Annotated in this window: 22 protein-coding genes; 7 read left to right on the top strand and 15 right to left on the bottom strand. The window is 72.1% G+C overall.

The window, feature by feature from the left end:
• Positions 1-59 precede the first annotated feature (59 nt).
• Positions 60-1,013, bottom strand: a complete 954-nt coding sequence (locus tag ACFY0P_RS26445; RefSeq protein WP_388917829.1) for an ROK family protein — start codon at positions 1,011-1,013, stop codon at positions 60-62.
• Between the two features lie 213 nt (positions 1,014-1,226).
• On the opposite strand from ACFY0P_RS26445, the gene ACFY0P_RS26450 reads away from it, so the two are divergent.
• Positions 1,227-2,312, top strand: a complete 1,086-nt coding sequence (locus ACFY0P_RS26450; protein ID WP_388918190.1) for a LacI family DNA-binding transcriptional regulator — start codon at positions 1,227-1,229, stop codon at positions 2,310-2,312.
• A 150-nt stretch (positions 2,313-2,462) separates the two neighbouring features.
• Positions 2,463-3,260 (top strand): hypothetical protein, encoded by a 798-nt coding sequence (locus ACFY0P_RS26455; RefSeq protein ID WP_388917832.1) that lies wholly within the window; start codon positions 2,463-2,465, stop codon positions 3,258-3,260.
• Here the strand turns inward: ACFY0P_RS26455 and ACFY0P_RS26460 are convergent.
• Both ACFY0P_RS26460 and ACFY0P_RS26465 read right to left on the bottom strand, forming a co-directional pair.
• Positions 3,206-5,224, bottom strand: a complete 2,019-nt coding sequence (locus ACFY0P_RS26460; protein WP_388917835.1) for a protein kinase — start codon at positions 5,222-5,224, stop codon at positions 3,206-3,208. The two genes, ACFY0P_RS26455 and ACFY0P_RS26460, sit on opposite strands and share 55 nt — an antisense overlap.
• Before the next feature lie 82 nt (positions 5,225-5,306).
• Positions 5,307-6,611, bottom strand: a complete 1,305-nt coding sequence (locus tag ACFY0P_RS26465; RefSeq protein ID WP_388917838.1) for a DUF6986 family protein — start codon at positions 6,609-6,611, stop codon at positions 5,307-5,309.
• A gap of 196 nt (positions 6,612-6,807) precedes the next feature.
• Here ACFY0P_RS26465 and ACFY0P_RS26470 point away from each other — a divergent pair, with 196 nt between their 5' ends.
• Positions 6,808-7,761, top strand: a complete 954-nt coding sequence (locus ACFY0P_RS26470; RefSeq protein ID WP_388917841.1) for an endonuclease/exonuclease/phosphatase family protein — start codon at positions 6,808-6,810, stop codon at positions 7,759-7,761.
• 78 nt (positions 7,762-7,839) lie between these two features.
• On the opposite strand, the gene ACFY0P_RS26475 is transcribed toward ACFY0P_RS26470, so the two are convergent.
• The 4 genes from ACFY0P_RS26475 to ACFY0P_RS26490 form a co-directional block, all read right to left on the bottom strand.
• The gene (locus ACFY0P_RS26475; protein WP_388917844.1) at positions 7,840-8,802 is read right to left on the bottom strand and encodes an electron transfer flavoprotein subunit alpha/FixB family protein; all 963 of its coding nucleotides are present in this window, start codon (positions 8,800-8,802) and stop codon (positions 7,840-7,842) included.
• 52 nt (positions 8,803-8,854) lie between these two features.
• The gene (locus ACFY0P_RS26480) at positions 8,855-9,643 is read right to left on the bottom strand and encodes an electron transfer flavoprotein subunit beta/FixA family protein (protein ID WP_388917846.1); all 789 of its coding nucleotides are present in this window, start codon (positions 9,641-9,643) and stop codon (positions 8,855-8,857) included.
• 241 nt (positions 9,644-9,884) lie between these two features.
• Entirely contained in the window at positions 9,885-10,394 is a 510-nt protein-coding gene (locus ACFY0P_RS26485; protein ID WP_388917849.1) for a flavin reductase family protein, read from the bottom strand.
• Positions 10,395-10,602: 208 nt separating this feature from the next.
• The gene (locus ACFY0P_RS26490) at positions 10,603-11,016 is read right to left on the bottom strand and encodes a TlpA family protein disulfide reductase (RefSeq protein ID WP_388918193.1); all 414 of its coding nucleotides are present in this window, start codon (positions 11,014-11,016) and stop codon (positions 10,603-10,605) included.
• A 105-nt stretch (positions 11,017-11,121) separates the two neighbouring features.
• On the opposite strand from ACFY0P_RS26490, the gene ACFY0P_RS26495 reads away from it, so the two are divergent.
• Positions 11,122-11,538 carry a DUF4395 domain-containing protein gene (locus ACFY0P_RS26495; RefSeq protein ID WP_388917852.1) on the top strand — a complete coding sequence of 139 codons (417 nt, stop codon included), beginning with the start codon at positions 11,122-11,124 and terminating at the stop codon, positions 11,536-11,538.
• Positions 11,539-11,725: 187 nt separating this feature from the next.
• Positions 11,726-12,454, top strand: coding sequence for a lysophospholipid acyltransferase family protein (locus ACFY0P_RS26500; protein ID WP_388917855.1), 729 nt, complete (start codon positions 11,726-11,728; stop codon positions 12,452-12,454).
• 3 nt (positions 12,455-12,457) lie between these two features.
• On the opposite strand, the gene ACFY0P_RS26505 is transcribed toward ACFY0P_RS26500, so the two are convergent.
• The 5 genes from ACFY0P_RS26505 to ACFY0P_RS26525 form a co-directional block, all read right to left on the bottom strand.
• On the bottom strand, positions 12,458-13,159 hold the full coding sequence (locus ACFY0P_RS26505; RefSeq protein WP_388917858.1) for a B3/4 domain-containing protein: 702 nt from the start codon (positions 13,157-13,159) through the stop codon (positions 12,458-12,460).
• A 10-nt stretch (positions 13,160-13,169) separates the two neighbouring features.
• On the bottom strand, positions 13,170-13,763 hold the full coding sequence (locus tag ACFY0P_RS26510; protein ID WP_388917861.1) for a transglutaminase domain-containing protein: 594 nt from the start codon (positions 13,761-13,763) through the stop codon (positions 13,170-13,172).
• Between the two features lie 195 nt (positions 13,764-13,958).
• Positions 13,959-15,029, bottom strand: coding sequence for a threonine aldolase family protein (locus ACFY0P_RS26515; RefSeq protein WP_388917864.1), 1,071 nt, complete (start codon positions 15,027-15,029; stop codon positions 13,959-13,961).
• Positions 15,026-15,775 carry an SDR family NAD(P)-dependent oxidoreductase gene (locus ACFY0P_RS26520; RefSeq protein WP_388917867.1) on the bottom strand — a complete coding sequence of 250 codons (750 nt, stop codon included), beginning with the start codon at positions 15,773-15,775 and terminating at the stop codon, positions 15,026-15,028. Before ACFY0P_RS26520 ends, ACFY0P_RS26515 begins: the two co-directional genes overlap by 4 nt.
• 38 nt (positions 15,776-15,813) lie before the next feature.
• Positions 15,814-17,211, bottom strand: coding sequence for a DUF6421 family protein (locus ACFY0P_RS26525; RefSeq protein WP_388917870.1), 1,398 nt, complete (start codon positions 17,209-17,211; stop codon positions 15,814-15,816).
• Positions 17,212-17,624: 413 nt separating this feature from the next.
• Between ACFY0P_RS26525 and ACFY0P_RS26530 the strand changes: the two genes are divergently transcribed.
• On the top strand, positions 17,625-18,308 hold the full coding sequence (locus ACFY0P_RS26530) for a glycerophosphodiester phosphodiesterase (protein WP_388917873.1): 684 nt from the start codon (positions 17,625-17,627) through the stop codon (positions 18,306-18,308).
• Positions 18,309-18,323: 15 nt separating this feature from the next.
• Here the strand turns inward: ACFY0P_RS26530 and ACFY0P_RS26535 are convergent, their stop codons facing one another.
• Positions 18,324-18,863: a GNAT family N-acetyltransferase gene (locus ACFY0P_RS26535; RefSeq protein ID WP_388917876.1), complete on the bottom strand. Its 540-nt coding sequence runs from the start codon at positions 18,861-18,863 to the stop codon at positions 18,324-18,326.
• 124 nt (positions 18,864-18,987) lie between these two features.
• On the opposite strand from ACFY0P_RS26535, the gene ACFY0P_RS26540 reads away from it, so the two are divergent.
• Positions 18,988-19,386 (top strand): VOC family protein, encoded by a 399-nt coding sequence (locus ACFY0P_RS26540; RefSeq protein ID WP_388917879.1) that lies wholly within the window; start codon positions 18,988-18,990, stop codon positions 19,384-19,386.
• A 121-nt stretch (positions 19,387-19,507) separates the two neighbouring features.
• Here ACFY0P_RS26540 and ACFY0P_RS26545 read toward each other — a convergent pair whose 3' ends face one another.
• Together ACFY0P_RS26545 and ACFY0P_RS26550 are read right to left on the bottom strand one after the other, a co-directional pair.
• On the bottom strand, positions 19,508-20,098 hold the full coding sequence (locus ACFY0P_RS26545) for a MarR family winged helix-turn-helix transcriptional regulator (RefSeq protein ID WP_388917882.1): 591 nt from the start codon (positions 20,096-20,098) through the stop codon (positions 19,508-19,510).
• A complete protein-coding gene (locus ACFY0P_RS26550) occupies positions 20,095-21,753 on the bottom strand; it encodes an FUSC family protein (protein ID WP_388917885.1) in 1,659 nt (552 codons plus the stop codon). Before ACFY0P_RS26550 ends, ACFY0P_RS26545 begins: the two co-directional genes overlap by 4 nt.
• Between the last annotated feature and the right edge of the window lie 80 nt (positions 21,754-21,833).

The following is a 21,833-nucleotide window of genomic DNA, read 5'->3' on the forward strand; positions in this document are numbered from 1 at the left end:
CCGGTCCTGAACACCGGCCGACCGGGCCTGAACGTTCCTGCGCGGCCCGGCGACCGCCCTCAGACCCCGGCAGCCGCCGCGTCCGGCCTGGCGGCCAGTGCGGCCGCGGCTGCGCCCACCAGTCCCGCGTCCGTGCCCATCTGGGCCGGTACGACCGTCAGACGCCGGACGAAGGAGAGCGTCGCGTAGTCGGTGAGGGCCTTGCGCAGGGGCGTGAAGAGGATGTCCCCCGCCTTGCCCACTCCCCCGCCGATCACCGCGATGTCGATCTCGACCAGGGTCGCGGTGGCCGCGATCCCGGCCGCGAGCGCCTGCGCGGCCCGCTCGAAGGAGGCCACCGCGACCGGGTCGCCGGCCCGGGCCGCGGCCGCCACCGCCGCCGCCGAGGTGTCGCCGTCGGGACCGGGCCGCCAGCCGCCCTCCAGGGCGCGCCGGGCGATGTTGGGGCCGCTCGCGATGCGCTCGACACAGCCGCGCGACCCGCAGGGGCAGGGATCCCCGTCGAGGTCCACGCTGATGTGGCCGATGTGGCCGGCGTTGCCGGTCGGCCCGGGATGCAGCTTGCCGCCGAGCACCAGGCCGCCGCCGACGCCCGTCGACACCACCATGCACAGCGCGTTGTCGTGGCCGCGGGCCGCGCCCTGCCAGTGTTCGGCGGCCGTGATGGCGACGCCGTCGCCGATCAGCTCGACCGGCAGCCCGCCGGCGGCCGCCCGCACCCGCTCGACGAGCGGATAGTCCCGCCAGCCGGGCACGTTGACAGGGCTCACGGTGCCGGCGGAGGCGTCCACCGGACCGGCGCTGCCGATCCCGAGCGAGCGGGCGCGCCCCCACAGAGGTGAACCGGCGAGTTCGCCGACCACCTCCTCGACAGCCCCCATGACCGTCTCGCCGTCCTGCTGGGCGGGTGTCGCGCGCTGGGCGCGCGCCTGGATCCGTCCGTGACCGTCCACCAGCGCGCCGGCGATCTTGGTGCCGCCGATGTCCAGGGCCGCCACGAGGTCGGTGTGCATCAGAGTCAGTTCTCCCCGTCAACCATGAGTAGCCGAGTGACACAACAGGCCGGTCAAGCGGTGGGGGCGCAGGCCGGAGATTGCGGTGGACAGTCTCCCTCGCATCTGACAACGTTGTCCAGGCTCTATGCTCGACGCCACATCCTCATACAAACCCACGAGCCTGTGTATCCCTGATACAAACCCATGAGCCCAGACACAACCCGTGAGCCCATGCATCCCGTGGACGACAGGACAGGACGCCGCATCGTGCCCGACACCTCCCGCCGCGCAGACCGTCTTCCCGGCTCCCGTTACGGGACCCGGCCGACGATGAAGGACGTGGCGGCGCGGGCCGGTGTGGGCCTCAAGACGGTGTCCCGGGTGGTCAACGGCGAGCCCGGCGTGACACCGGACACCGAGCGCCGGGTGCAGGAGGCGATCGACGCGCTGGGCTTCCGCCGCAACGACAGCGCGCGGGTGCTGCGCAAGGGCCGTACCGCGAGCATCGGTCTCGTCCTGGAGGACCTGGCCGACCCGTTCTACGGCCCGCTGAGCCGCGCGGTGGAGGAAGTGGCCCGGGCGCACGGGGCGTTGCTCATCAACGGCTCCAGCGCCGAGGACCCGGACCGGGAGCAGGAGCTGGCGCTCGCGCTGTGTGCGCGGCGGGTGGACGGCCTGCTGGTGATCCCGGCCGGGGACGACCACCGGTATCTGGAGCCGGAGATCAGGGCGGGCGTGGCGACGGTGTTCGTGGACCGCCCGGCCGGGAAGATCGACGCCGACGTCGTGCTGTCCGACAGTTACGGCGGTGCCCGGGACGGGGTCGCCCACCTGATCGCGCACGGCCACCGCCGGATCGGGTTCATCGGCGACATGCCCCGGATCCACACGGCGGCCGAGCGGCTGCGCGGCTACCAGGCGGCGATGGAGGACGCCGGGATAGCCGTCGAGGAGGCGTGGACCTCCCTCGGCGTGACGGACCCGGAGCGGGTGCGCCGGGCGGCCGAGGAGATGCTGTCCGGTCCGGACCCGATCACCGCGATCTTCGCGGGCAACAACCGTGTCACCGTCACCGTGATCCGCGTCCTCGCCGAACAGACCCGCCCGGTCGCGCTCGTCGGCTTCGACGACATCGAACTCGCCGATCTGCTGCACCCCGGCCTCACGGTCGTCGCCCAGGACGCCGCCCTGCTCGGCCGCACGGCCGCCGAACGGCTCTTCCGCCAGCTGGACGGCACTCTCATGGCGCCGGAGCGCATCGAACTGCCGACCAGGCTGATCACCCGCGGCTCGGGCGAGCTGCCCCCGGCGGACTGAGCCGCCCATGACGGACCGGACGCCCACGGCACCGAGCCGCACGACCACCCGCCGGCCGCCCACCGAACCGAGCCGCACGACCACCGGCCGGCCGCCCACCGAAGCGAACCGCACGGCGTCCTGCCCCGTGCTCGCGGAACCGAGCCGCCCGTGACCGGCCGCACGCTCGCGGAGCTGGGTCTCGACGAGGCGCCGCGTGACCATCCGCTGACCTACCCCGGCGTCTGGCCGCCCGACTCCGGGCTTCTCGACGGCGACCGGCTGCTGCCGCTCGACCGGCTGGTGCACGACGGCGACCGGGTACCGGTGCTCGCGGTCGGCTCCAACGCCTCCCCCGCCCAACTCCAGCACAAGATGGCCGAGTCCGGCGTCAGCGGCCCCATCCCCATGGTGCGCACCCGGGTGACCGGTCTCGACGTCGGCGTCTCCGCCCATGTCAGCCGCCTCGGCTATGTCTCGGCGTCCCCGGTCGCATCCCCTTGGGCGGTAAGGGAGTTGTTCGTCCTCTGGCTGGACGGACGGCAGCTGGAGGTGATCGACGCGAGCGAGGGCGTTCCGCTGCCGAACGGCAACTTCGAGCGGGCCTGGCTGCCCGCCCCGGCCGTCCGAGCCACTCTCGCGGACGGCACGACACTCTCCGGCGTCCACGCGTACGTCAACCGGCACGGCGTGCTGCACGACGGCACCGGCACGCCCCGCCGCCATCCCGGCGAGCGCGCCCTCCTCACCGAACTCCTCACGGAGTCGGCCGAGTTGCGCGAGCTGTTCGGTGTCACGCCCGAGCAGTTCAGCGCGCGGGCGCGGGCCGACTCGGCGCTGTGCCGGCGCGGCACCCGGCTGTTCGCCGAGCGGAAGTGGGCGGTCGCGTCGGGGCTGGAGCACTACGTCCGTGCTCAGCAGACCGGAAGTCCGGGGAGCGGCTCGTCGTTCTCGCCGCCCTCGATGTAGACGTCGCTGATGTAGACGCCGGTGTTGCCCTTGTCGTCGTCGGTCTCGGCCCACCAGACGTTGGTCCGCTGGGCGTGGGTCTCGCGGCGGCCCAGGTCGACCTGGCAGTAGAACGAATGGACGCCCTGGCGGACCTTGCCGACCTTGACACCGTCGGCCGTGTAGGACTTGGCGCCGCCGCTGCGCACCTGGCAGGTGTACGTGCCGTCGCCCGCGTCCTGGCAGACCGGGGCGGGGGTCGCGGGGTCCGAGGCCGTCGCGGTGGCACCGGCGGTGCCGGAAGGGCTGGGGCCGGAGGTCCGGGCCGCGGAGGGCGTGGCGGAGGCGCTCTCCGCCGGGCCCGCCGGGTCGCCCCCGGCGGCGTGCGTGGCGCCGGTGACCGGTACGGTACCCGTCTCCTCGCCCTGCCCCACGGGATCAGCGCCCGCCGGGTGCCTGGCACCGGTGCCGCGGACGCTCTCCGAAGCGCCGGGCACCGTCGGGGCGGGCGGCCCCGCGTCCGTCCGCGCCGTCTGTCCCCCCTCGTTCCGTAACGCGACGGTCAGCCCGGTCGCCGTGAGGACCACGGCGACGGCCACCACGACGAGCATCCGGGCCCGACGGCGGGTACGGCCCGGCCGGGCGGGGCTCGCCGGGCCGTCCGGGGCACCGGGCCGGGTTGCGGGCTCCCGTCTCCGGGCGGGTACGAGGCCGGCCCCCGGGGTTCCGGCCTCCTTGACGAGTCCGGCGGCGGGCACCGGGGCGAGCCGGCCCACGGACTCCGGGGCAGGCTCTTCGGCAAACCCCTCGACGACCCCTTCGGCAGCTCCGTGAGCAGACCCTTGAGCCGTCCCGTGAACAGCCGCCTCCACGGCCCCTTGAGCGGGGCCCTCGGCGGATCCCTGGCCAAGGCCCGCTGCGGAGCCTTGCACGAGCTCGCCGTCAGCCTCCCAGCCGACCACTCCGGCCAACCCGTGGCCGGCCCCCTCATCGGCCCGCTCGTCGGCTCCTGGGGCCGGTCCGGGCCCCGGAGGCAGCGCGGGCACGCCAGTTCCGGTGACCGGCCGCGCCTGCCCCCGCAGGGCCGTCGTCGGAGTGTCCGCGACCGGTTCCCGCGCCACCGCCCGCAGCAGCCCGTAGGCCTCCTCGGCGTCCGGGCGGGCGTCGGGCCGCTTGTCCATCAGGCGCCGCAGGACGGGGGCGAGCGGGCCGGCCCTGCGGGGCTCCGGGAGGGGCTCGTCGACGATCGCGGTGAGCGTCGAGAACGTGGACGTACGACGGAAGGGCGAGGCGCCCTCCACGGCCGCGTACAGAGCCGCGCCGAGGGCCCAGATGTCGGAGGCCGGGCCGGGGGCCGCGCCCTTGGCCCGTTCGGGCGCCAGGTAGTCGAGGGAACCGACGAGTTCGCCGCTGCCGGTCAGGTTCGTGGCGGAGCCGTCGCCGGGATCGGCCATGGTGGCGATGCCGAAGTCGGTGAGGACGACCCGGCCCGAGCGGTCCAGGAGGATGTTTCCGGGCTTGACGTCGCGGTGCAGGACGCCGACCCGGTGGGCCGCGGCCAGGGCGTCCATGACCGCGGCGCCCACGCGGGCGGCCGCCTGCGCCCCGAGCGTGCCGCGCTCGCGGAGCAGGTCGTCCAGGGAGGGGCCGTCGACGAGTTCCATGACGATCAGCGGGCGGCCGTCGATCTCGGCGATGTCGTGCACGACGACCACCCCGGGGTGGCGGACCCGGGCGGCGGCCCGTGCCTCGCGCTGCATCCGCAGCCGCAGATCGGCCAGTTCGGGTCCGGCGCTGTCGGTGTAGGCGCGCAGCTCCTTGACGGCCACCTCGCGGCCGAGGACCTCGTCGACGGCGCGCCACACCACGCCCATCCCACCGCGCCCGAGCCGGGCCACGACCCGATACCGCCCTGCCAGCAGGCGACCGGTCCCGTCAGCCTGTCCGTACGAACCCGACACCGAAGCTCCGCCCCTCGCACACATCTGTGAATGGCGCACCAGAGTACGGGGCAGTGACAGGGTCGGTTCAAGTCGGCGGGAAAAGCCGTGACTTGACCGGTACGCGCTACTTCCCGGAGGCCGTCAGATCACCGCGCCGGGGCGTCGCGAAGCCCTCCAGATCCGCCCGGGTCAGACCGGTCAGCCGGGCCACCTCCCCGTTGTCGAGGGCGCCGCAGTCCAGGCCGCGCAGCAGGTAGCCGCTGAGGGCCTTGGCGGTGGCGGGTTCGTCCATGACGTCGCCGCCGGCGCGGTTGGCGTACCGGGCGAGCCGGGCGGCCGCCTGCTCCAGGCCCTCGCGGTAGAAGGCGAACACGGCCGCGTACCGGGTCGGGAGGTGGCCGGGGTGCATGTCCCAGCCCTGGTAGTAGGCGCGGGCCAGGGCGCGCCGGGTGAGACCGTAGTGCAGCCGCCAGGCGTCGTGCACCTTGGCCGTCGGGCCGACCGGCAGGACGTTGGTGGAGCCGTCCGACACGCGTACGCCCGTACCGGCGGCGGCGACCTGCATGACCGCCTTGGCGTGGTCGGCGGCCGGGTGGTCGCTCGCCTGGTAGGCGGCGGAGACCCCGAGGCAGGCGCTGTAGTCGAAGGTGCCGTAGTGCAGTCCGGTGGCGCGGCCCTCGGCGGCCTGGATCATCCTGGCGACGGTGGCGGTGCCGTCGGTGGCGAGGATGGACTGGCTGGTCTCGATCTGGATCTCGAACCCGATTCGGCCGGGCTCCAGTCCGTGGGTCTTCTCGAAGGCCTCCAGGAGCCGGACCATCGCGGTGACCTGTTCGGGGTAGGTCACCTTGGGCAGGGTCAGCACGAGCCCGTCGGGCAGTCCGCCGGCCGCGATCAGTCCGGTGAGGAAGATGTCGAGGGTGCGGATGCCCCGGTCGCGCACCGTGGCCTCCATGCACTTCATCCGGATGCCCATGTACGGCGCCGCGGTGCCCTCGGTGTACGCCTCGGCGATCAGCCGGGCGGCGCGGGCGGCCGTCTCGTCCTCCTCGGCGTCGGGGCGGGGGCCGTAGCCGTCCTCGAAGTCGACGCGCAGGTCTTCCACCGGCTCGCGCTCCAGTTTGGCGCGGACCCGGGAGTGGACGGGCTCGGCGAGGTCGTCGGGCAGGCCGAGGACGGCGGCGAACGCGGCGGCGTCGGGGGCGTGTCGGTCGAGGGCGGCGAGGGCCCGGTCGCCCCAGGAGCGGATCGTCCCGGCCGTGAAGGCGTCGCCGGGGACGTACACGGTGTGGACGGGCTGGCGGGTCCCCGGATCACCCGGATAGCGGCGCTCCAGTTCGGCGTCGACGGGTGCGAGGGAGGCGCTGATCTCCTCGCTGACGGCGCCCGCGAGGCTCGTCGCCACCTTCTCCTGCCGGCCCTGACCCATCCCAGACCCTCCTGTTTTCCACTGTACGGAATCAACAATCCGTTGAATGAAGGTATCCGGGCGCCTTCGGAGCGGTCAACACCGTGTCCACGGGGCGACACGCCCCCATCTGGGCATGTTCACGCTCATCACACTCCTGGGTATCACACTGCTCAACGCCCGCCCGCCCGGCTTGTGCCCCCCTGAAGGAGCCGTCGTGCCGAACCAGCGTCGAGTCACCCGCCGGCTGGGACTGCAGGCCCTGTTGGCCGCAGCGGTCACCGTGCCCCTCTCCAGTGCCGCGATCACCGCCTCCTCCGCCTCCTCTGTCTCCGCCGCCGGATCACGGGCCCGCCGGGTCGCGACCCTCGCGGCACCGGCGCGGCCGGCGCCCCGCCTCGACGTCATGACCTTCAACCTGCGGTACGCCGGCACCGCCGAGCCCAACAGCTGGGCCGACCGCCGCCCGGTGATGGCCGAACTGCTACGCCGCGCACAGCCCCAGGTCATGGGCACCCAGGAGGGGCTCTACCAGCAGCTGCGCGACATCGACAGCGACCTCGGGCCGCACTACGACTGGGTCGGCACCGGCCGCGAGGGCGGCAGCCGGGACGAGTCGACAGCCATCTACTACGACATCCGGCGCCTGGTCCCGCTGGAGCACTACACCTTCTGGCTCTCCGACACCCCGGAGGTCATCCGCTCCAACACCTGGGGCGCCGCCTTCCCCCGCATCGTCACTTGGGTACGGTTCCGCGACCTGGCCGACGACGGGCGGGAGTTCTACGTCGCCAACACCCACTTCGACCAGAAGAGCCAGTACGCCCGCGAGCGCAGCGCCACGCTCCTGGTGAAGCGGATCGCGGAGTTCGCCCCGAGGCTGCCCGTCGTGGTGACGGGCGACTTCAACGCGTACGCCCACAAGAACCGGGCCTACGACACCCTGGTGGACTCGGGGCTCGTCGACACCTGGGACGCGGCGGAGCACCGCGGCCCCCAGTACGCGACCTTCCACGGCTACCACCGCCTCAAGCCGGACGGCGACCGGATCGACTGGATCCTGACATCGCCGGGGGTGACCACGCACCGGGCGACGATGGACACCTTTTCGTGGCACGGCCAGTTCCCGAGCGACCACCTGCCCGTGCAGGCCACCCTGAGCCTGCGCTGAACCGGGCCCGTGCGGACAGCACGAGGCCCCCGTGACCGGTGTCGGTCGCGGGGGCCTCGGCCTGTCCGGCGGCGGCGGTCAGCCCTTGCGGGCCTTGACCTCCTCGGTCAGCTGCGGGACGACGTCGAAGAGGTCGCCGACCACGCCGAAGTCGACCAGCTCGAAGATCGGGGCCTCGGCGTCCTTGTTGACGGCCACGATGGTCTTCGAGGTCTGCATGCCCGCGCGGTGCTGGATCGCGCCGGAGATGCCGTTGGCGATGTACAGCTGCGGGGAGACGGACTTGCCGGTCTGGCCGACCTGGTTGGTGTGCGGGTACCAGCCGGCGTCGACGGCGGCACGCGAGGCACCCACAGCCGCGCCGAGGGAGTCGGCGAGGGCCTCGATGATCGCGAAGTTCTCGGCGCCGTTGACGCCACGGCCGCCGGAGACCACGATCGCGGCCTCGGTCAGCTCCGGACGCCCGGTCGACTCGCGCGGGGTACGGCCGGTCACCTTGGTGCCGGTCGCCTGGTCCGAGAAGGTCACCGCGAGGGCCTCGACGCTGCCTGCGGCCGGGGCGGCCTCGACGGCGGCGCTGTTGGGCTTGACCGTGATGACCGGGGTGCCCTTGGAGACACGGGACTTGGTGGTGAAGGACGCGGCGAACACCGACTGGGTGGCCACCGGGCCCTCGTCGCCGGCCTCCAGGTCGACGGCGTCGGTGATGATGCCCGAACCGATGCGCAGCGCCAGACGGGCCGCGATCTCCTTGCCCTCGGCGGAGGACGGGACCAGCACGGCGGCCGGGGAGACGGCGGCGACGGCGGCCTGGAGGGCGTCCACCTTCGGGACGACCAGGTAGTCGGCGTACTCGGACGCGTCGTGGGTGAGGACCTTCACCGCACCGTGCTCGGCCAGCGCGGCGGCGGTGTCGGCGGCGCCGTTGCCCAGCGCGACGGCGACGGGCTCGCCGATGCGGCGGGCCAGGGTCAGCAGCTCCAGGGTGGGCTTGCGGACGGCGCCGTCCACGTGGTCGACGTAGACGAGGACTTCAGCCATGGGAATGCTCTCCTGCTTGGATAAGTTGAGGGGCGGTCAGCGACTGCTGGGCTCAGATGAACTTCTGGCCCGCGAGGAACTCGGCGAGCTGCTTGCCGCCCTCGCCCTCGTCCTTGACGATCGTGCCCGCCGTACGGGCCGGACGCGCGGTGGCGCCCTCGACCGCGGTCCAGGCACCCTCCAGGCCGACCTCCTCCGCCTCGATGTCGAGGTCGGACAGGTCCCAGGACTGCACCGGCTTCTTCTTGGCCGCCATGATGCCCTTGAAGGACGGGTAACGCGCCTCACCCGACTGGTCGGTCACCGACACGACCGCCGGCAAGGAGGCCTCCAGCTGCTCGCTGGCCGCGTCGCCGTCGCGGCGGCCCTTGACCGTGCCGTCCTCGACCGAGACCTCGGAGAGCAGGGTGACCTGCGGGACGCCGAGGCGCTCGGCGAGCAGGGCCGGGACCACACCGGCGGTGCCGTCGGTGGAGGCCATGCCGGAGACCACCAGGTCGAAGCCGGCCTTCTCGATCGCCTTGGCCAGCACGAGGGAGGTGCCGATGGCGTCGGTGCCGTGCAGGTCGTCGTCCTCGACGTGGATCGCCTTGTCCGCACCCATGGACAGCGCCTTGCGCAGCGCGTCCTTGGCGTCCTCGGGACCCACGGTCAGAACGGTGACCTCGACGTCGTCGTCCGAGTTCTCCGCGATCTGCAGCGCCTGCTCGACCGCGTACTCGTCCAGCTCGGAGAGGAGACCGTCCACGTCGTCACGGTCGACGGTCAGGTCATCGGCGAAGTGCCGGTCGCCAGTGGCGTCGGGCACGTACTTCACAGTGACAACGATCCTCAGGCTCACGCCGGCTCTCCTACTGCATCGTCTCTTCTGGGCTGCCTCTTGCAGGCAGCATAGGCGCCTCAAGCGGCTCATCCCGGTCGGGGCGGCCGAGCGCTCCGAACGAAATATTACTCACCAGTACACTCAGGTCATGCCCGCTAAGCAAGCGCTTTGAACTGTGACCTTCGCAACGCAGCGTAACCGGAACTCGACGCGTTCGCAGAACGAGGGGCGTGTGATTCCCGGAACCAGGGGCGTGTGATCAGTCCCGCAGGCCGTTGAAGCCGCCCTGGTGGTACAGGAGCGGCCGGCCGGCGCGGGAGGGGTCGCCGACGAGCACCTCGGCCAGCACGATCCGGTGGTCACCGGCCGGCACGCGGGCGACGACCCGGCACACCAGCCACACCAGTACGTCGTCGAGGACCGGGACACCAGCATGGCCGTCCCGCCAGTTGGTGGGCGCCCCGAACCGGTCGGCGCCGCTGCGCGCGAAGGTGGCCGCGAGCTCCGCCTGGTGCTCGCCGAGGATGTGCACGCCGATGTGCTCGGCGGTGGATATCGCGGGCCAGCTGGAGGCGCCCGTGCCGACGCCGAAGGAGAGCATCGGGGGCTCGGCGGAGACGGAGGCGAGGGAGGTGGCGGTGAACCCGACCGGGCCGTCGGCGCCGCGCGCGGTGATCACCGCCACACCGGCCGCGTGCCGCCGGAAGGCGGAACGGAGCAGATCGGGAGAGGCGAGCTGAGGGGTGCCGAGGTCGGGCGTGGCCGTCATGGAATTGTCCTTCTGCGAGGGGCGGTGTTCGGGTCCGTGGCTGCTCAACAGCCCGGACAGCGCGCGCTCGCGGTGCGGGCCAGGTCCACGTGGGCCCGCCCGAAGAGAAGGAGTTCCTGAGGCATACGGTCAGGCTGACGATAGGTGGTGCGCCCAGTCAAGTACGTTCCGGCATATGGGAGGTGCCTCACCGTCATCGGCACGGCCGTCAGACCGCCTCGCCCAGCGCCGCGATGACGTCCGCCTTGCGGGGCTGTCCGGTGGCCCGGCGCACCACCCGGCCGTCCGCGTCGAGCACCAGCACGGTGGGGGTCTTGAGGATCTCCAGCTCGCGTACGAGGTCCAGGCGGTCCTCGGCGTCGATCTCGACGTGGGTGACGCCGGGCACCATCCCCGCGACCTCGCCCAGCACCCGCCGGGTGGCCCTGCAAGGGGCGCAGAACGCGCTGGAGAACTGCACCAGGGTGGCCCGTTCGCCCAGTTCGCCGCCGAGTTCGGCCGCTCCGAGCCGCTTGCCGTCGTCCCGCCCGCGCACCCGTACCCTCCCGCTCCGCCGCCTGTGCAGCACTCCGTAGACGCTCGCCGCCGCGAGCACCGCCACGCACACCACGAGTCCGGTCATCACCGGACAAGGATCCACGAGACCGCTCACCAACGGGAAAAGCGTTCACAAGACTGCAAAGATTCCCGGCTCCCCTACCGGCCCGCGGGGCGGAATCCTTGGTTCATGGATATCGACGCACGTGGGCCGCGGTTCGCGGCGGCCGTGACGACGGTCGTGCTGGCCGCCGCCCTCATCACCCGAAGCCCCTGGATCCTCGCCTGGCAGACGCTGGCGTTCGCGCTCGGCGCGGCCGGGGGCATGACCCGCTCGCCGTACGGCTGGGCGTTCCGCACAGCCGTACGACCGCGCCTCGGCCCCCCGACCGAGTTCGAACCGCCGGAGCCCCCGCGGTTCGCACAGGCGGTCGGACTGGTCTTCGCCGGGCTCGGTCTGGTCGGATTCGCGCTGGGCCCCGCGTGGTTGGGCCTCGCGGCGACCGGAATCGCGCTCGCCGCGGCCTTCCTGAATGCGGCATTCGGGTACTGCCTGGGCTGCGAGATGTTCCTGCTCGTGCGGCGGTTGGGGGTGCGCGCGGAGTAAAGGCGCGTTAAAAGCGCGAGGTGGATCAAGGGGCGAACGTGACGAGGATCTCGCCGCGCCCGGGCACCAGGGCTGGCTCCCCGTCCGTTCTTCGGGCACCATCTGCGAGACGCCGTAAACCTACGGCTCCGTAACTTCCCGCCGGGAGCCCCTTTCCCAGGCAGAGCAGAAAGGGTCCGTCCCGCCCATGGCAGAGCTGGTCTACCGTCCCGTCATCGGTTTCGCCAAGACGCTGTTCAAGGTCTGGGACCTCAAGATCGACTGCCAGGGTTCGGAGAACATCCCGCGCTCGGGCGGCGCCGTGCTGGTGAGCAATCACATCAGCTACCTGGACTTCGTCTTCGACGGCCTGGCGGCGCTTCCGCAGAAGCGCCTGGTGCGGTTCATGGCGAAGGAGTCGGTGTTCCGGCACCGGATCTCCGGTCCGCTGATGCGCGGGATGAAGCACATCCCGGTGGACCGCAAGCAGGGCGAGGCCGCCTACCAGCACGCGCTGGACTCGCTGAAGTCCGGTGAGATCGTGGGCGTCTTCCCGGAGGCCACGATCTCCCAGTCCTTCACGCTGAAGAGCTTCAAGTCGGGCGCGGCGCGCCTGGCCCAGGAGGCCGGCGTCCCGCTCGTGCCGATGGCCCTGTGGGGCACCCAGCGCATCTGGACCAAGGGCCAGCCGCGCAACTTCAAGCGGAACCACCTGCCCATCACCATCCGGGTCGGCGAGCCGGTCGACGCGCCTCGGGACCAGTACGCGGGCGCCATCACCCGCCGGCTGCGCGAGCGCGTCCAGGAGCTTCTTGACGCCGCCCAGCGCGCCTACCCGGCCCGTCCCAAGGACGCGTCCGACACGTGGTGGCTCCCTACCCATCTGGGCGGCACGGCCCCCACGCTGGACCAGCTGAAGGCCGCCGAGGCGATCTGAGCCTCAGCCGGCCGACTCGGGCGCGCGCACCTCGATGCGGGCGCCCGGGCTGAACTTCTCCAGCAGTTCGGCGAGTTCGGCGCCCGCCGACGCCACCTCGGGTACCGGCACCGGGGCGAGACCCTCCAGGAGGAAGACCGCCGAGGCCGTCCGCTCCGTGAGGCGGGTGCGGGGGCCCTGGCGCCAGTTCCAGCGGCGGCAGGTGACTCCGGCGTCGTCGCACCACACGACCTCGCCGGCGTCGGGGTGCTCGACGGTCTCCTCGCCCCCGGCCACGGTCACGAAGTCCTCCTCGCCCGTGGCGCGCAGGAGGCGCATCCCGCCCTGGACAAGGTCGAGGTCCTCACCCCCGACCGGGATCAGGTGGGCGACGCTGATCGCGTTGTAGAGGTCCACGAGCAGGTTGATGCGGGGCAGGCCGCCGTCCGCGAGGGCCCGCCTGGCCAGCGCCTCGGCCGAGTTGCGGGTGCGGGACGGCTTGGACCCGAAGGCCGTGTAGGCCGCCCGCCAGGCCACCATGTGCGGGTCCTCGTGCGGGGCGCGCCCGTCGAGGCGTACGGCCAGCCGCCGGGCCGCCTCGTCGAGGAGCGCCGAACTCGCCTCGGTGCTGGGCCCGTTGACCAGGCCATGGGCCTCGATGGCGACGTGCGTGAAGCCGGGCGCGAGGGCGCGCACCTCGTCGGACACGGTGAGCGTGAGAGTCATGGGCCTTGCCTCAGAGTGCGGTGGGGAGGGTCTTCCAGAGGTACGGGCGGTCGGGCGCCGCTTTGAGCACGCCGAGCACGACCGGGTGTGGTTCAGCGTACAGGACTGGATAGTCCATCTCATTGGACTGAGGGTCGGGGACCCAGGCCAGCCGTTCGCCGTCGAGGGAGAACCGGGCGTCGACGCCCGGTTTGTTGCCGCGCGGGTCCTGCCGGTGCCAGGCGCCGCGGAAGCGGACGGCGATCAGACCGTGCACGACGTGGCCGCCACCGTCGTCGCCCGCCAGCCGCTGATAGCACAGGGCCGCCGGGATGTCCTCGGCGCGCAGCAGGGCGGCCAGGGCGTGGGCCTTGGCGTAGCAGATGCCGGTGCGGTGCTCCAGCACGTCCGAGGCCCGCCAGGTCACGCGCATGTCGCCGGAGTCCTGGGAGTGCGGGATGGCGTCCCGTACGTATTCGTACGCGGCACGTGCATAGCCATACGAGTCCTCGGCACCCGCCGCCAGTCGGGCGGCCGTCTCCCGGACCAGGGGATGGTGATGGTCGATGACCTCGTCGGCGGCCAAGTATGCGGACAGGTCGGCGGTGTTCTGGATGAGCTCCATGGCCGCAGAGCATAGAAATGCGATCACCCGAGCGTCAATGATTTTTCAGGTGAACGCATATCTATGCATCAAGCCGCCTCTGCAGCGCCCCGCGAGGGGCGCTGGGGGTACCCCGGCCGAAGGCTGGGTGAGGAACTGCGCGACCAGCCACGACGGCGCCGCAGCCGAAAGATCACGGCGCTCCCGCCGGAGGCCTCAGCGCGTCATCTCCTCCTTGAGCGCCGCCACGAACGCGTCCACGTCCTCCTCGGTCGTGTCGAAGGCGCACATCCAGCGCACGTCGCCGGCCGCCTCGTCCCAGAAGTAGAACCGGAAGCGCTTCTGCAGGCGCAGGCTCACGTCGTGCGGGAGGCGGGCGAAGACGCCGTTGGCCTGCACCGGGTGGAGGATCTCCACGCCGTGCACGGCCCGGACGCCCTCGGCGAGCCGCTGGGCCATCTCGTTGGCGTGCCGGGCGTTGCGCAGCCACAGGTCCTTGGCGAGCAGTGCCTCCAGCTGGACCGACACGAAGCGCATCTTGGAGGCGAGCTGCATGGACAGCTTGCGCAGGTGCTTCATGTGGCTGACGGCGTCCTGGTTGATCACCACGACCGCCTCGCCGAAGATCGCGCCGTTCTTGGTGCCGCCCAGGGAGAGGATGTCGACGCCGACGGCGTTGGTGAACGTGCGCATCGGTACGTCCAGGGAGGCCGCCGCGTTGGCTATCCGGGAGCCGTCCAGGTGCACCTTCATGCCGTGCCCGTGGGCGTGCTCGCAGATCGCGCGGATCTCGTCCGGCGTGTAGAGGGTGCCCAGCTCGGTGCTCTGGGTGATGGACACCACCTGGGGCATCGCACGGTGCTCGTCGTCCCAGCCGTACGCCTGCCGGTCGATGAGGTCCGGGGTGAGCTTGCCGTCGGGGGTGGGCACGGTGAGCAGCTTGAGGCCGCCCATGCGCTCGGGGGCGCCGCCCTCGTCGACGTTGATGTGCGCGCTCTCGGCGCAGATCACCGCGCCCCAGCGGTCGGTCACCGCCTGGAGCGCGACGACGTTGGCGCCGGTGCCGTTGAAGACCGGGAAGGCCTCCGCGGTGGCCCCGAAGTGGCTGCGGACGATCCGCTGGAGGTTCTCGGTGTACTCGTCCTCGCCGTACGCCACCTGGTGGCCGCCGTTGGCGAGGGCCAGGGCGGCCAGCACCTCCGGGTGGGCTCCGGCGTAGTTGTCACTGGCGAAACCGCGGACCCGCGGGTCGTGGTGGCGACGCGCGTCGGTCTTCGGAGGGTTCACGGCTTCTCGGTCAGCCACAGACGGTTTCCGTTCACTTCGGCGGCGGACTTGCTCCAGACGCCCTCGATGGCCTCGGCCAGGTCCTTGACGTCGGTGAAGCCCGCGAACTTCGCGTTGGGCCGCTCGGCACGCATCGCGTCGTGCACCAACGCCTTCACCACCAGGATGGCAGCGGCGGAGGTCGGGCCCCCGGCGCCCCCGGCCTTGCGGAAGTAGTCCGCGAGGGCGAGCGTCCAGGCCTCGGCGGCGGCCTTGCCCGCGGCGTACGCGGCGTTGCCCGCGGTGGGCCTGCTCGCGGCGGCGGCGCTGATCAGGACGTACCGGCCGCGCTCGCTGCGCTGCAGCGCCTCGTGGAAGGCCAGGGAGGTGTGCTGCACGGTCTTGACGAGCAGCAGCTCCAGGAAGTCCCAGTCGTCGAGGCTGGTCTTGGTGAAGGTCTCGCTGCCGCGCCAGCCGCCTACCAGGTGCACCAGGCCGTCGACGCGGCCGAAGTCCTTCTCGACGTGGGTGGCCCAGTCCCGGGTGGACTGCAGATCGAGCAGATCCACCGTGTCACCCGTGACGCTCGCGCCGCCGGACGCGTAGCGAGCCGCGTCCACGGCCTCCGAAAGACGCTGCGGATCGTTGTCCGCCCCTACGACGGTCGCGCCCGCCTCCGCCAGGCGCAGCAGCGTCGCCCGGCCCGCCGGTCCACCCGCCCCGGCCACCGCGATGACCGCACCACTGAGAGACCCGTTGCCCGCCATGTGCTTCCCCTCTTGAGCAGTGTTCCGCTGCCGGTCGCTCACGCGGCGACCGGCTCGGCGCTGTCCGCCGTGATGCCGCGAGTCGCAGCGATCACGTTCTTCAGTTTCTTGGACAGGGCCTCGTAGAACATGCTCAGCGGAAACTCGTCCGGAAGCACGTCGTCCACGAGCTTGCGCGGCGGCAGGGTCAGGTCCAGGGCCTCGGGGCCCTTGGCCCACTTGGACCCGGGGTGGGGGGCGAGATAGGTGGCGACCAGCTCGTACCCGGCGAACCAGTGGACGAGCTTCGGGCGGTCGATGCCGTCCTTGTACAGCTTCTCGATCTCGGCGCACAGCTGGTTGGTGACCTGCGGGGCACGCTCCCAGTCGATGGCGAGCCTGTTGTCGGTCCAGCGGACCACGTCGTGCCTGTGCAGGTAGGCGAAGAGCAGCTGGCCGCCGAGCCCGTCGTAGTTGCGGACGCGGTCGCCGGTGACCGGGAAGCGGAACATGCGGTCGAAGAGCACCGCGTACTGGACGTCACGGGCCTGCGGGACGCCGTCGGCCGCCAGCTTCACGGCCTCCTTGAAGGCGGTGAGGTCGCAGCGCAGCTCCTCCAGGCCGTACATCCAGAACGGCTGGCGCTGCTTGATCATGAACGGGTCGAACGGCAGGTCGCCGTGGCTGTGGGTGCGGTCGTGGACCATGTCCCACAGCACGAAGGCCTCCTCGCAGCGCTTCTGGTCGTGGACCATCGCGGCGATGTCCTCGGGGAGTTCGAGGCCCAGGATGTCGACGGCCGCGTCGGTGACCCGGCGGAACCGGGCGGCCTCGCGGTCGCAGAAGATGCCGCCCCAGGAGAATCGTTCCGGCGCTTCGCGCACGGCGATGGTCTCGGGGAAGAGGACGGCGGAGTTGGTGTCGTAGCCGGCCGTGAAGTCCTCGAAGGTGATGCCGCAGAACAGCGGGTTGTCGTACCGGGTGCGCTCCAACTCGGCCAGCCAGTCCGGCCAGACCATGCGCAGCACGACCGCCTCCAGGTTGCGGTCCGGGTTGCCGTTCTGCGTGTACATCGGGAAGACGACCAGGTGCTGGAGGCCGTCCGCGCGGCCGGCCGCGGGCTGGAAGGCGAGCAGCGAGTCGAGGAAGTCGGGCACCTGGAAGCCGCCGACGGCCCACCGCCGCAGGTCCGTCACCAGCGCGCGATGATAGTCGGCGTCGTGCGGGAGCAGCGAGGACAGCTCTTCCACGGCTTCGACGACACGCCGCACGGCCGCCTCCGCGTCGGAACGCGCCGGCGCGCCGTCCGCCTCGAAGTCGATGGAGCCGTCCTTCGACTGCCATGGCCGGATCCGCTCCACGGCATCCTTGAGCACGGGCCATGCCGGGTGCTCAATCACCCTGGTCACGGGAGGAACCTGCTCCTCCGAACCCACCTGCACAAGAATTTCCGTCATGACCCATCCTCCACGGGAGAAGCTTCCGTTAGGACACCGTATGCATACGAGGTTTCTCCCAGCAAGGGGGCCCTCAGGAAATTATCCTGCAGCATCCCGCCTTCACCGCGCTTTTTCCTGTGCGAAACCGTGAAGGCGCTCACATTCACTACGATCGGTGATGAGGCGTCAGCTCCGGGGGACCGCACGGATCCGGCCGGTCAATGCGCGAGGGGACGCGCCCACCACCGGGTGACCGCCGACCGGGGCACGGGCCAGGTGTCGCGCACCCGGCGCACCAATCCCCCCGTGTACGTACGGGTTCATCGCGACGGGCGGCCATTAGGCTGCGCCCAGCCGCGTGGACAGCGACGTCCGTCGTACGGTTCGCGCGCCTGCACCCACCGCCGCCGTCGACGGAAGCGAGTTGAATCTTGAACTTCCTCACCATCGGTCACCGCGGAGTCATGGGCGTCGAGCCCGAGAACACCCTCCGTTCCTTCGTCGCCGCGCAGCAGGCCGGCCTCGACCTGATCGAACTCGATCTCCACCTGAGCAAGGACGGCGCCCTGGTCGTCATGCACGATGCGGAGGTGGACCGCACGACCGACGGCACCGGCCCGATCGCCGAGAAGACCCTGGAGGAGCTGCGGGGGCTGGACGCGGGCCGGGGCGAGCGGGTGCCGGTGTTCGAGGAGGTCCTGGACGCGGTACGGACGCCGTTGCAGGCCGAGATCAAGGACGTGGCCGCGGCCAGGGCGCTGGCCGAGGTCATGCAGCGGCGGGACCTGGTCTCCCGGGTCGAGGTGTCCTCGTTCCACGACGAGGCGGTCGCCGAGATCGCCCGGCTGGTGCCGGGGGTGCGCACCGCGCTGATCGCCAGCCGCTACGGCACCGACGTCGTGGAACGGGCCCAGGAGGCGAGGGCGGCCACCCTCTGCCTGAACATCCGGCGGCTGACCCTGGAGGTCGTCGAGCACGCCCGCAAGGCGGACCTCAGGGTGATCGGCTGGGTGGTGAACACCCAGGACGAGCTGCGGCTGGTGCGCGCGCTCCAGCTGGACGGCGCGACGACCGACTACCCGGAGATCAAGCGCACCGCCCGCTTCACGGCCTGAACGCCGGCCCGCACCTCACACCAGGGGCTTGACCAGCAGCTCGAACTGCAGGTCGTCGCGTTGCGGAATGCCGAAGCGCTCCTCGCCGTACGGGAACGGCGTCATCTTTCCCGTACGGCGGTAGCCGCGCCGCTCGTACCAGGCGATCAGGTCCTCGCGCACCGAGATCACCGTCATGTGCATCTCCGTCACGCCCCAGTCCTCGCGGGCCTGGCGTTCGGCCTCGGCGATGACGACCTTGCCGAGACCGGCGCCCTGGAGGGCGGGGCTCACCGCGAACATGCCGAAGTAGGCGTGGTCGCCGCGGTGTTCGAGCTGGCAGCAGGCGACGACCCCGCCGTCCCGCTCGACGACGAGCAACTTGCTGTCCGGCGCCTTGATCACTTCGAGGACGCCCTCCGGGTCGGTGCGCTGCCCCTCCAGGATGTCCGCCTCGGTGGTCCAGCCGACCCGGCTGTCGTCACCCCGGTAGGCCGACTCGATCAACGCGACCAGGACGTCCACGTCGGCGTCGGTGGCGTCGCGGAAGGCCGGTCCGGCTGCGGCGTTCTCCATGGGCGGGTTCTCCGATCTCAAGCGCGACTGAGCCGGAGCCGAGCCTATCGCCGCTCCCCCACTCCCCTTCCCGGCACCCGCGCCGTCCGGATCCCGCCGCAGGCTGCCACTACGCTCCGGTCGCATGGTGCATGTACTGAGCAGCCGTACGCTGATCCACCCCACCGACCCCGAGCGCTCCCGCGCCTTCTACGGTGAGCGGCTCGGGCTCGCCGTCTACCGCGAGTTCGGGGAGGGCCCGGAGCGCGGCACGGTCTACTTCCTCGGCGGCGGGTTCCTCGAGGTCTCCGGGCGGTCGGATCTCCCGGCCTCACCGGCCGTGCAGCTGTGGCTGCAGGTCGCGGACGTCGCGGCTGCGCACGAGGAGCTGGTGGCGAAGGGCGTCGAGATCGTGCGCCCGCCCCTCAGGGAGCCGTGGGGCCTGGTCGAGACGTGGATCGCCGATCCGGACGGGATCAGGATCGTGCTGGTGGAGGTGCCGGCCGACCACCCGCTGCGCTACCGGCCGACGGTAGCGCCCTGAAGGGGCGCTGGGGGTACCCCCGGCCGAAGGCCGGGAGAACTGCGCGGCCGGCCACGACGGCGCCGCAGTCGACACACGTCATTTCGCGGCACTTCCAGCGAAGCCGAAGCGGATCCGGCGGTCAGGCCCGCAGCGCGCCCATCCGCCCCTCCAGTCGGCCGAGCAACTCCGCGAGGAGCCCCGCCAGTTCGCCCTGGCCCTCGGGGGCGAGGACGGACAGCACGGCCGTCTCGTAGGCGAGTTGCTCGGGCAGGATGCCGTCGACGAGGTCGCGGCCGGTGTCGGTGAGGCGCAGGTGGGCGACCCTGCGGTCACGGGCGTCGCCGCGCCGCTCGACCAGGCCGCGTTCGGTGAGCTGCTTGAGCCGTTTGGTGACGGCGGCACCGGAGGAGAAGGTCTCCTTGGCGAGTTCGCTCGGGGTCAGCTCGTGGCCGGTGCGGCGGAGCGCGCCGAGCAGGTCGAACTCGGGGCGGCTGAGGCCGGCCCGGCGCAGCGGGGCGTCCTCGGCCTGCTGGAGGAGGGCGGCGCAGCGGTTGATCCGGCCGATGACCTCCATGGGACCCGTGTCCAGCGCGGGATGGACGCTTCGCCACTGCCGGACGACGGCCGCGACCGTGTCGTCCCGGCGCGCGCCCCAGCCCACCCCCGCGGCCTCTTCCGCGCCTCTGTCCGCGTCGCTCCCGGCCGCCGGTCGTCCGTTGGTCGCCGTCATGGCCGTACGTCCTCCGTTGTCCTCGCGCCGCCCCAGGAGTGCGCTCCCTGGCGTCGTACCGTCGCGGCGAGCGTACGGTGTCCGGACTGCTCGGCGAGCACGACCCGCTCCTGGGGCAGTGCGCGCTGCCACCACTCGCCGGACGCGGCGTCGGCCGTGGCGCGCAGATCGGCCAGGGCGGCGGACAGGGTGCGCCTGGCGGCCTCCAGGGCGCGCGGGGCCGGCTGCGGATCGGTGAGCAGGCGGGCGGCCTGTTCGCGGGCCCGTTCGACGGCGGTCAGGGCGTGTTCGATGCGGTCGCCGGCCCGGCGGTTGGTGACGACGACGGCGGTGGCGAAGCCGACGAGCGCGCCGACCACGGTGTCCACGACCCGCTCGGTGATCAGCTGTCCGGCGTCCTGGGTGCGGGCGAACTCGGTGACGAGCAGGGCCATCGGGGTGACGCAGACGCTGCCGAGCCAGTAGTTGCGGCCGATCAGCGCCTCGGCGCCGAAGTTGAAGGCGAGGCAGCACAGCACCAGGGCGGCCGGGTGGAGGTGGGCGAGCGGCACGACGGCGGCGAAGACGAGGACGCCGAGGAGGTTGCCGACGACACGCTGCACCCCCCGGCTCCAGGTGAGCGTGACGTTGGCCTGGTACAGGGAGGCGGCGGTGACCAGCGCCCAGTAGGGGCGGCCCACGCCGAGGGCGAGGGAGACGTAGCCGGCGAGGGCGCAGCCGAGCGCGGTGCGGGCGGCGAGAGGGGCGAGCGGGCCGAGCCGGCGCCACAACGGGCGCTGCGGTACGGCGCGTTCGGCGTCGACGCCGAGGAGGTCGTCGTCGGCACCGGCCACCCGCGGGACGCGTCCGGTGCCGCGCAGCGCACGGGCCCAGCCGCGCAGCAGCGCCGGGTCGGCGTCGGCCGGGGCGGCGAGGGCGACCTCGGCGCGGACGACGAGGTGTTCGAGCGCGCGGCGGGTGCGGTCGGTGCGGGCGCCGGTGGCGAGCAGGGACTGCCAGGCGGTCTGCACGGCGGCGGCCGCGGCGGCGCGGGTCCGGTCCCGGCCGTCGCCGGTGCCGCGGGTGTCGGCGTGGGCGGCGGTGGCGTTCAGGGCGTGGGCGGTGGCCCGGCGTTCGGGACCGTGCGGGCGGAGCAGCCCGGGGGCCATGCCGACCAGCCAGGCCCAGGCGCCCGCCGCGAGGGCCAGCCCGAGGTGGCCGGGGACCTGGCTGAAGGTCTGCGGGGCGAACAGAGAGGCGGAGCTGATGAAGGTGAGGACCACGTTCCCGGGCGGGCCGACGCGGGTGGCGTCGCAGAGGACCTTCTGCACGGCGGCCATGAGCGCGCCGACGGTGACCAGGACCGCCGCGTTCGTGGTGAGCGAGGCGGCGGTCAGCGCGACGGCCAGGCCGCCGACCATGCCGAGGATCACCCAGGCCAAGGTGCGGGCGCGGGCGAGGTAGGGGCGGTTGTGGCCGTAGAGAGCGCACAGCGATCCGGCCATCGTGTACATCGCCAGGTCGAGGCGGCCGAGGGCCAGCAGGGCCAGGTTGGGCGGGGCGACCGCGGCGACCACGCTGAAGGCGGGCTTGAACCAGATGTCGGAGGGCCGGCCGAGGCGCAGCACACCGGCGAGGGGCAGACGGCGGGTGGTCGTGGGGGTCGCGGCGCTCATACCCATCAATTTAGCATGTGTTTTACTCGTAAAACGTATTCGAACGATCCTGCTCACAGGCTGTGCTCCGCCGAATGCTC

Origin of the sequence: Streptomyces sp. NPDC001714 (genome assembly GCF_042892755.1) — a bacterium.
GTDB lineage: Bacteria > Actinomycetota > Actinomycetes > Streptomycetales > Streptomycetaceae > Streptomyces.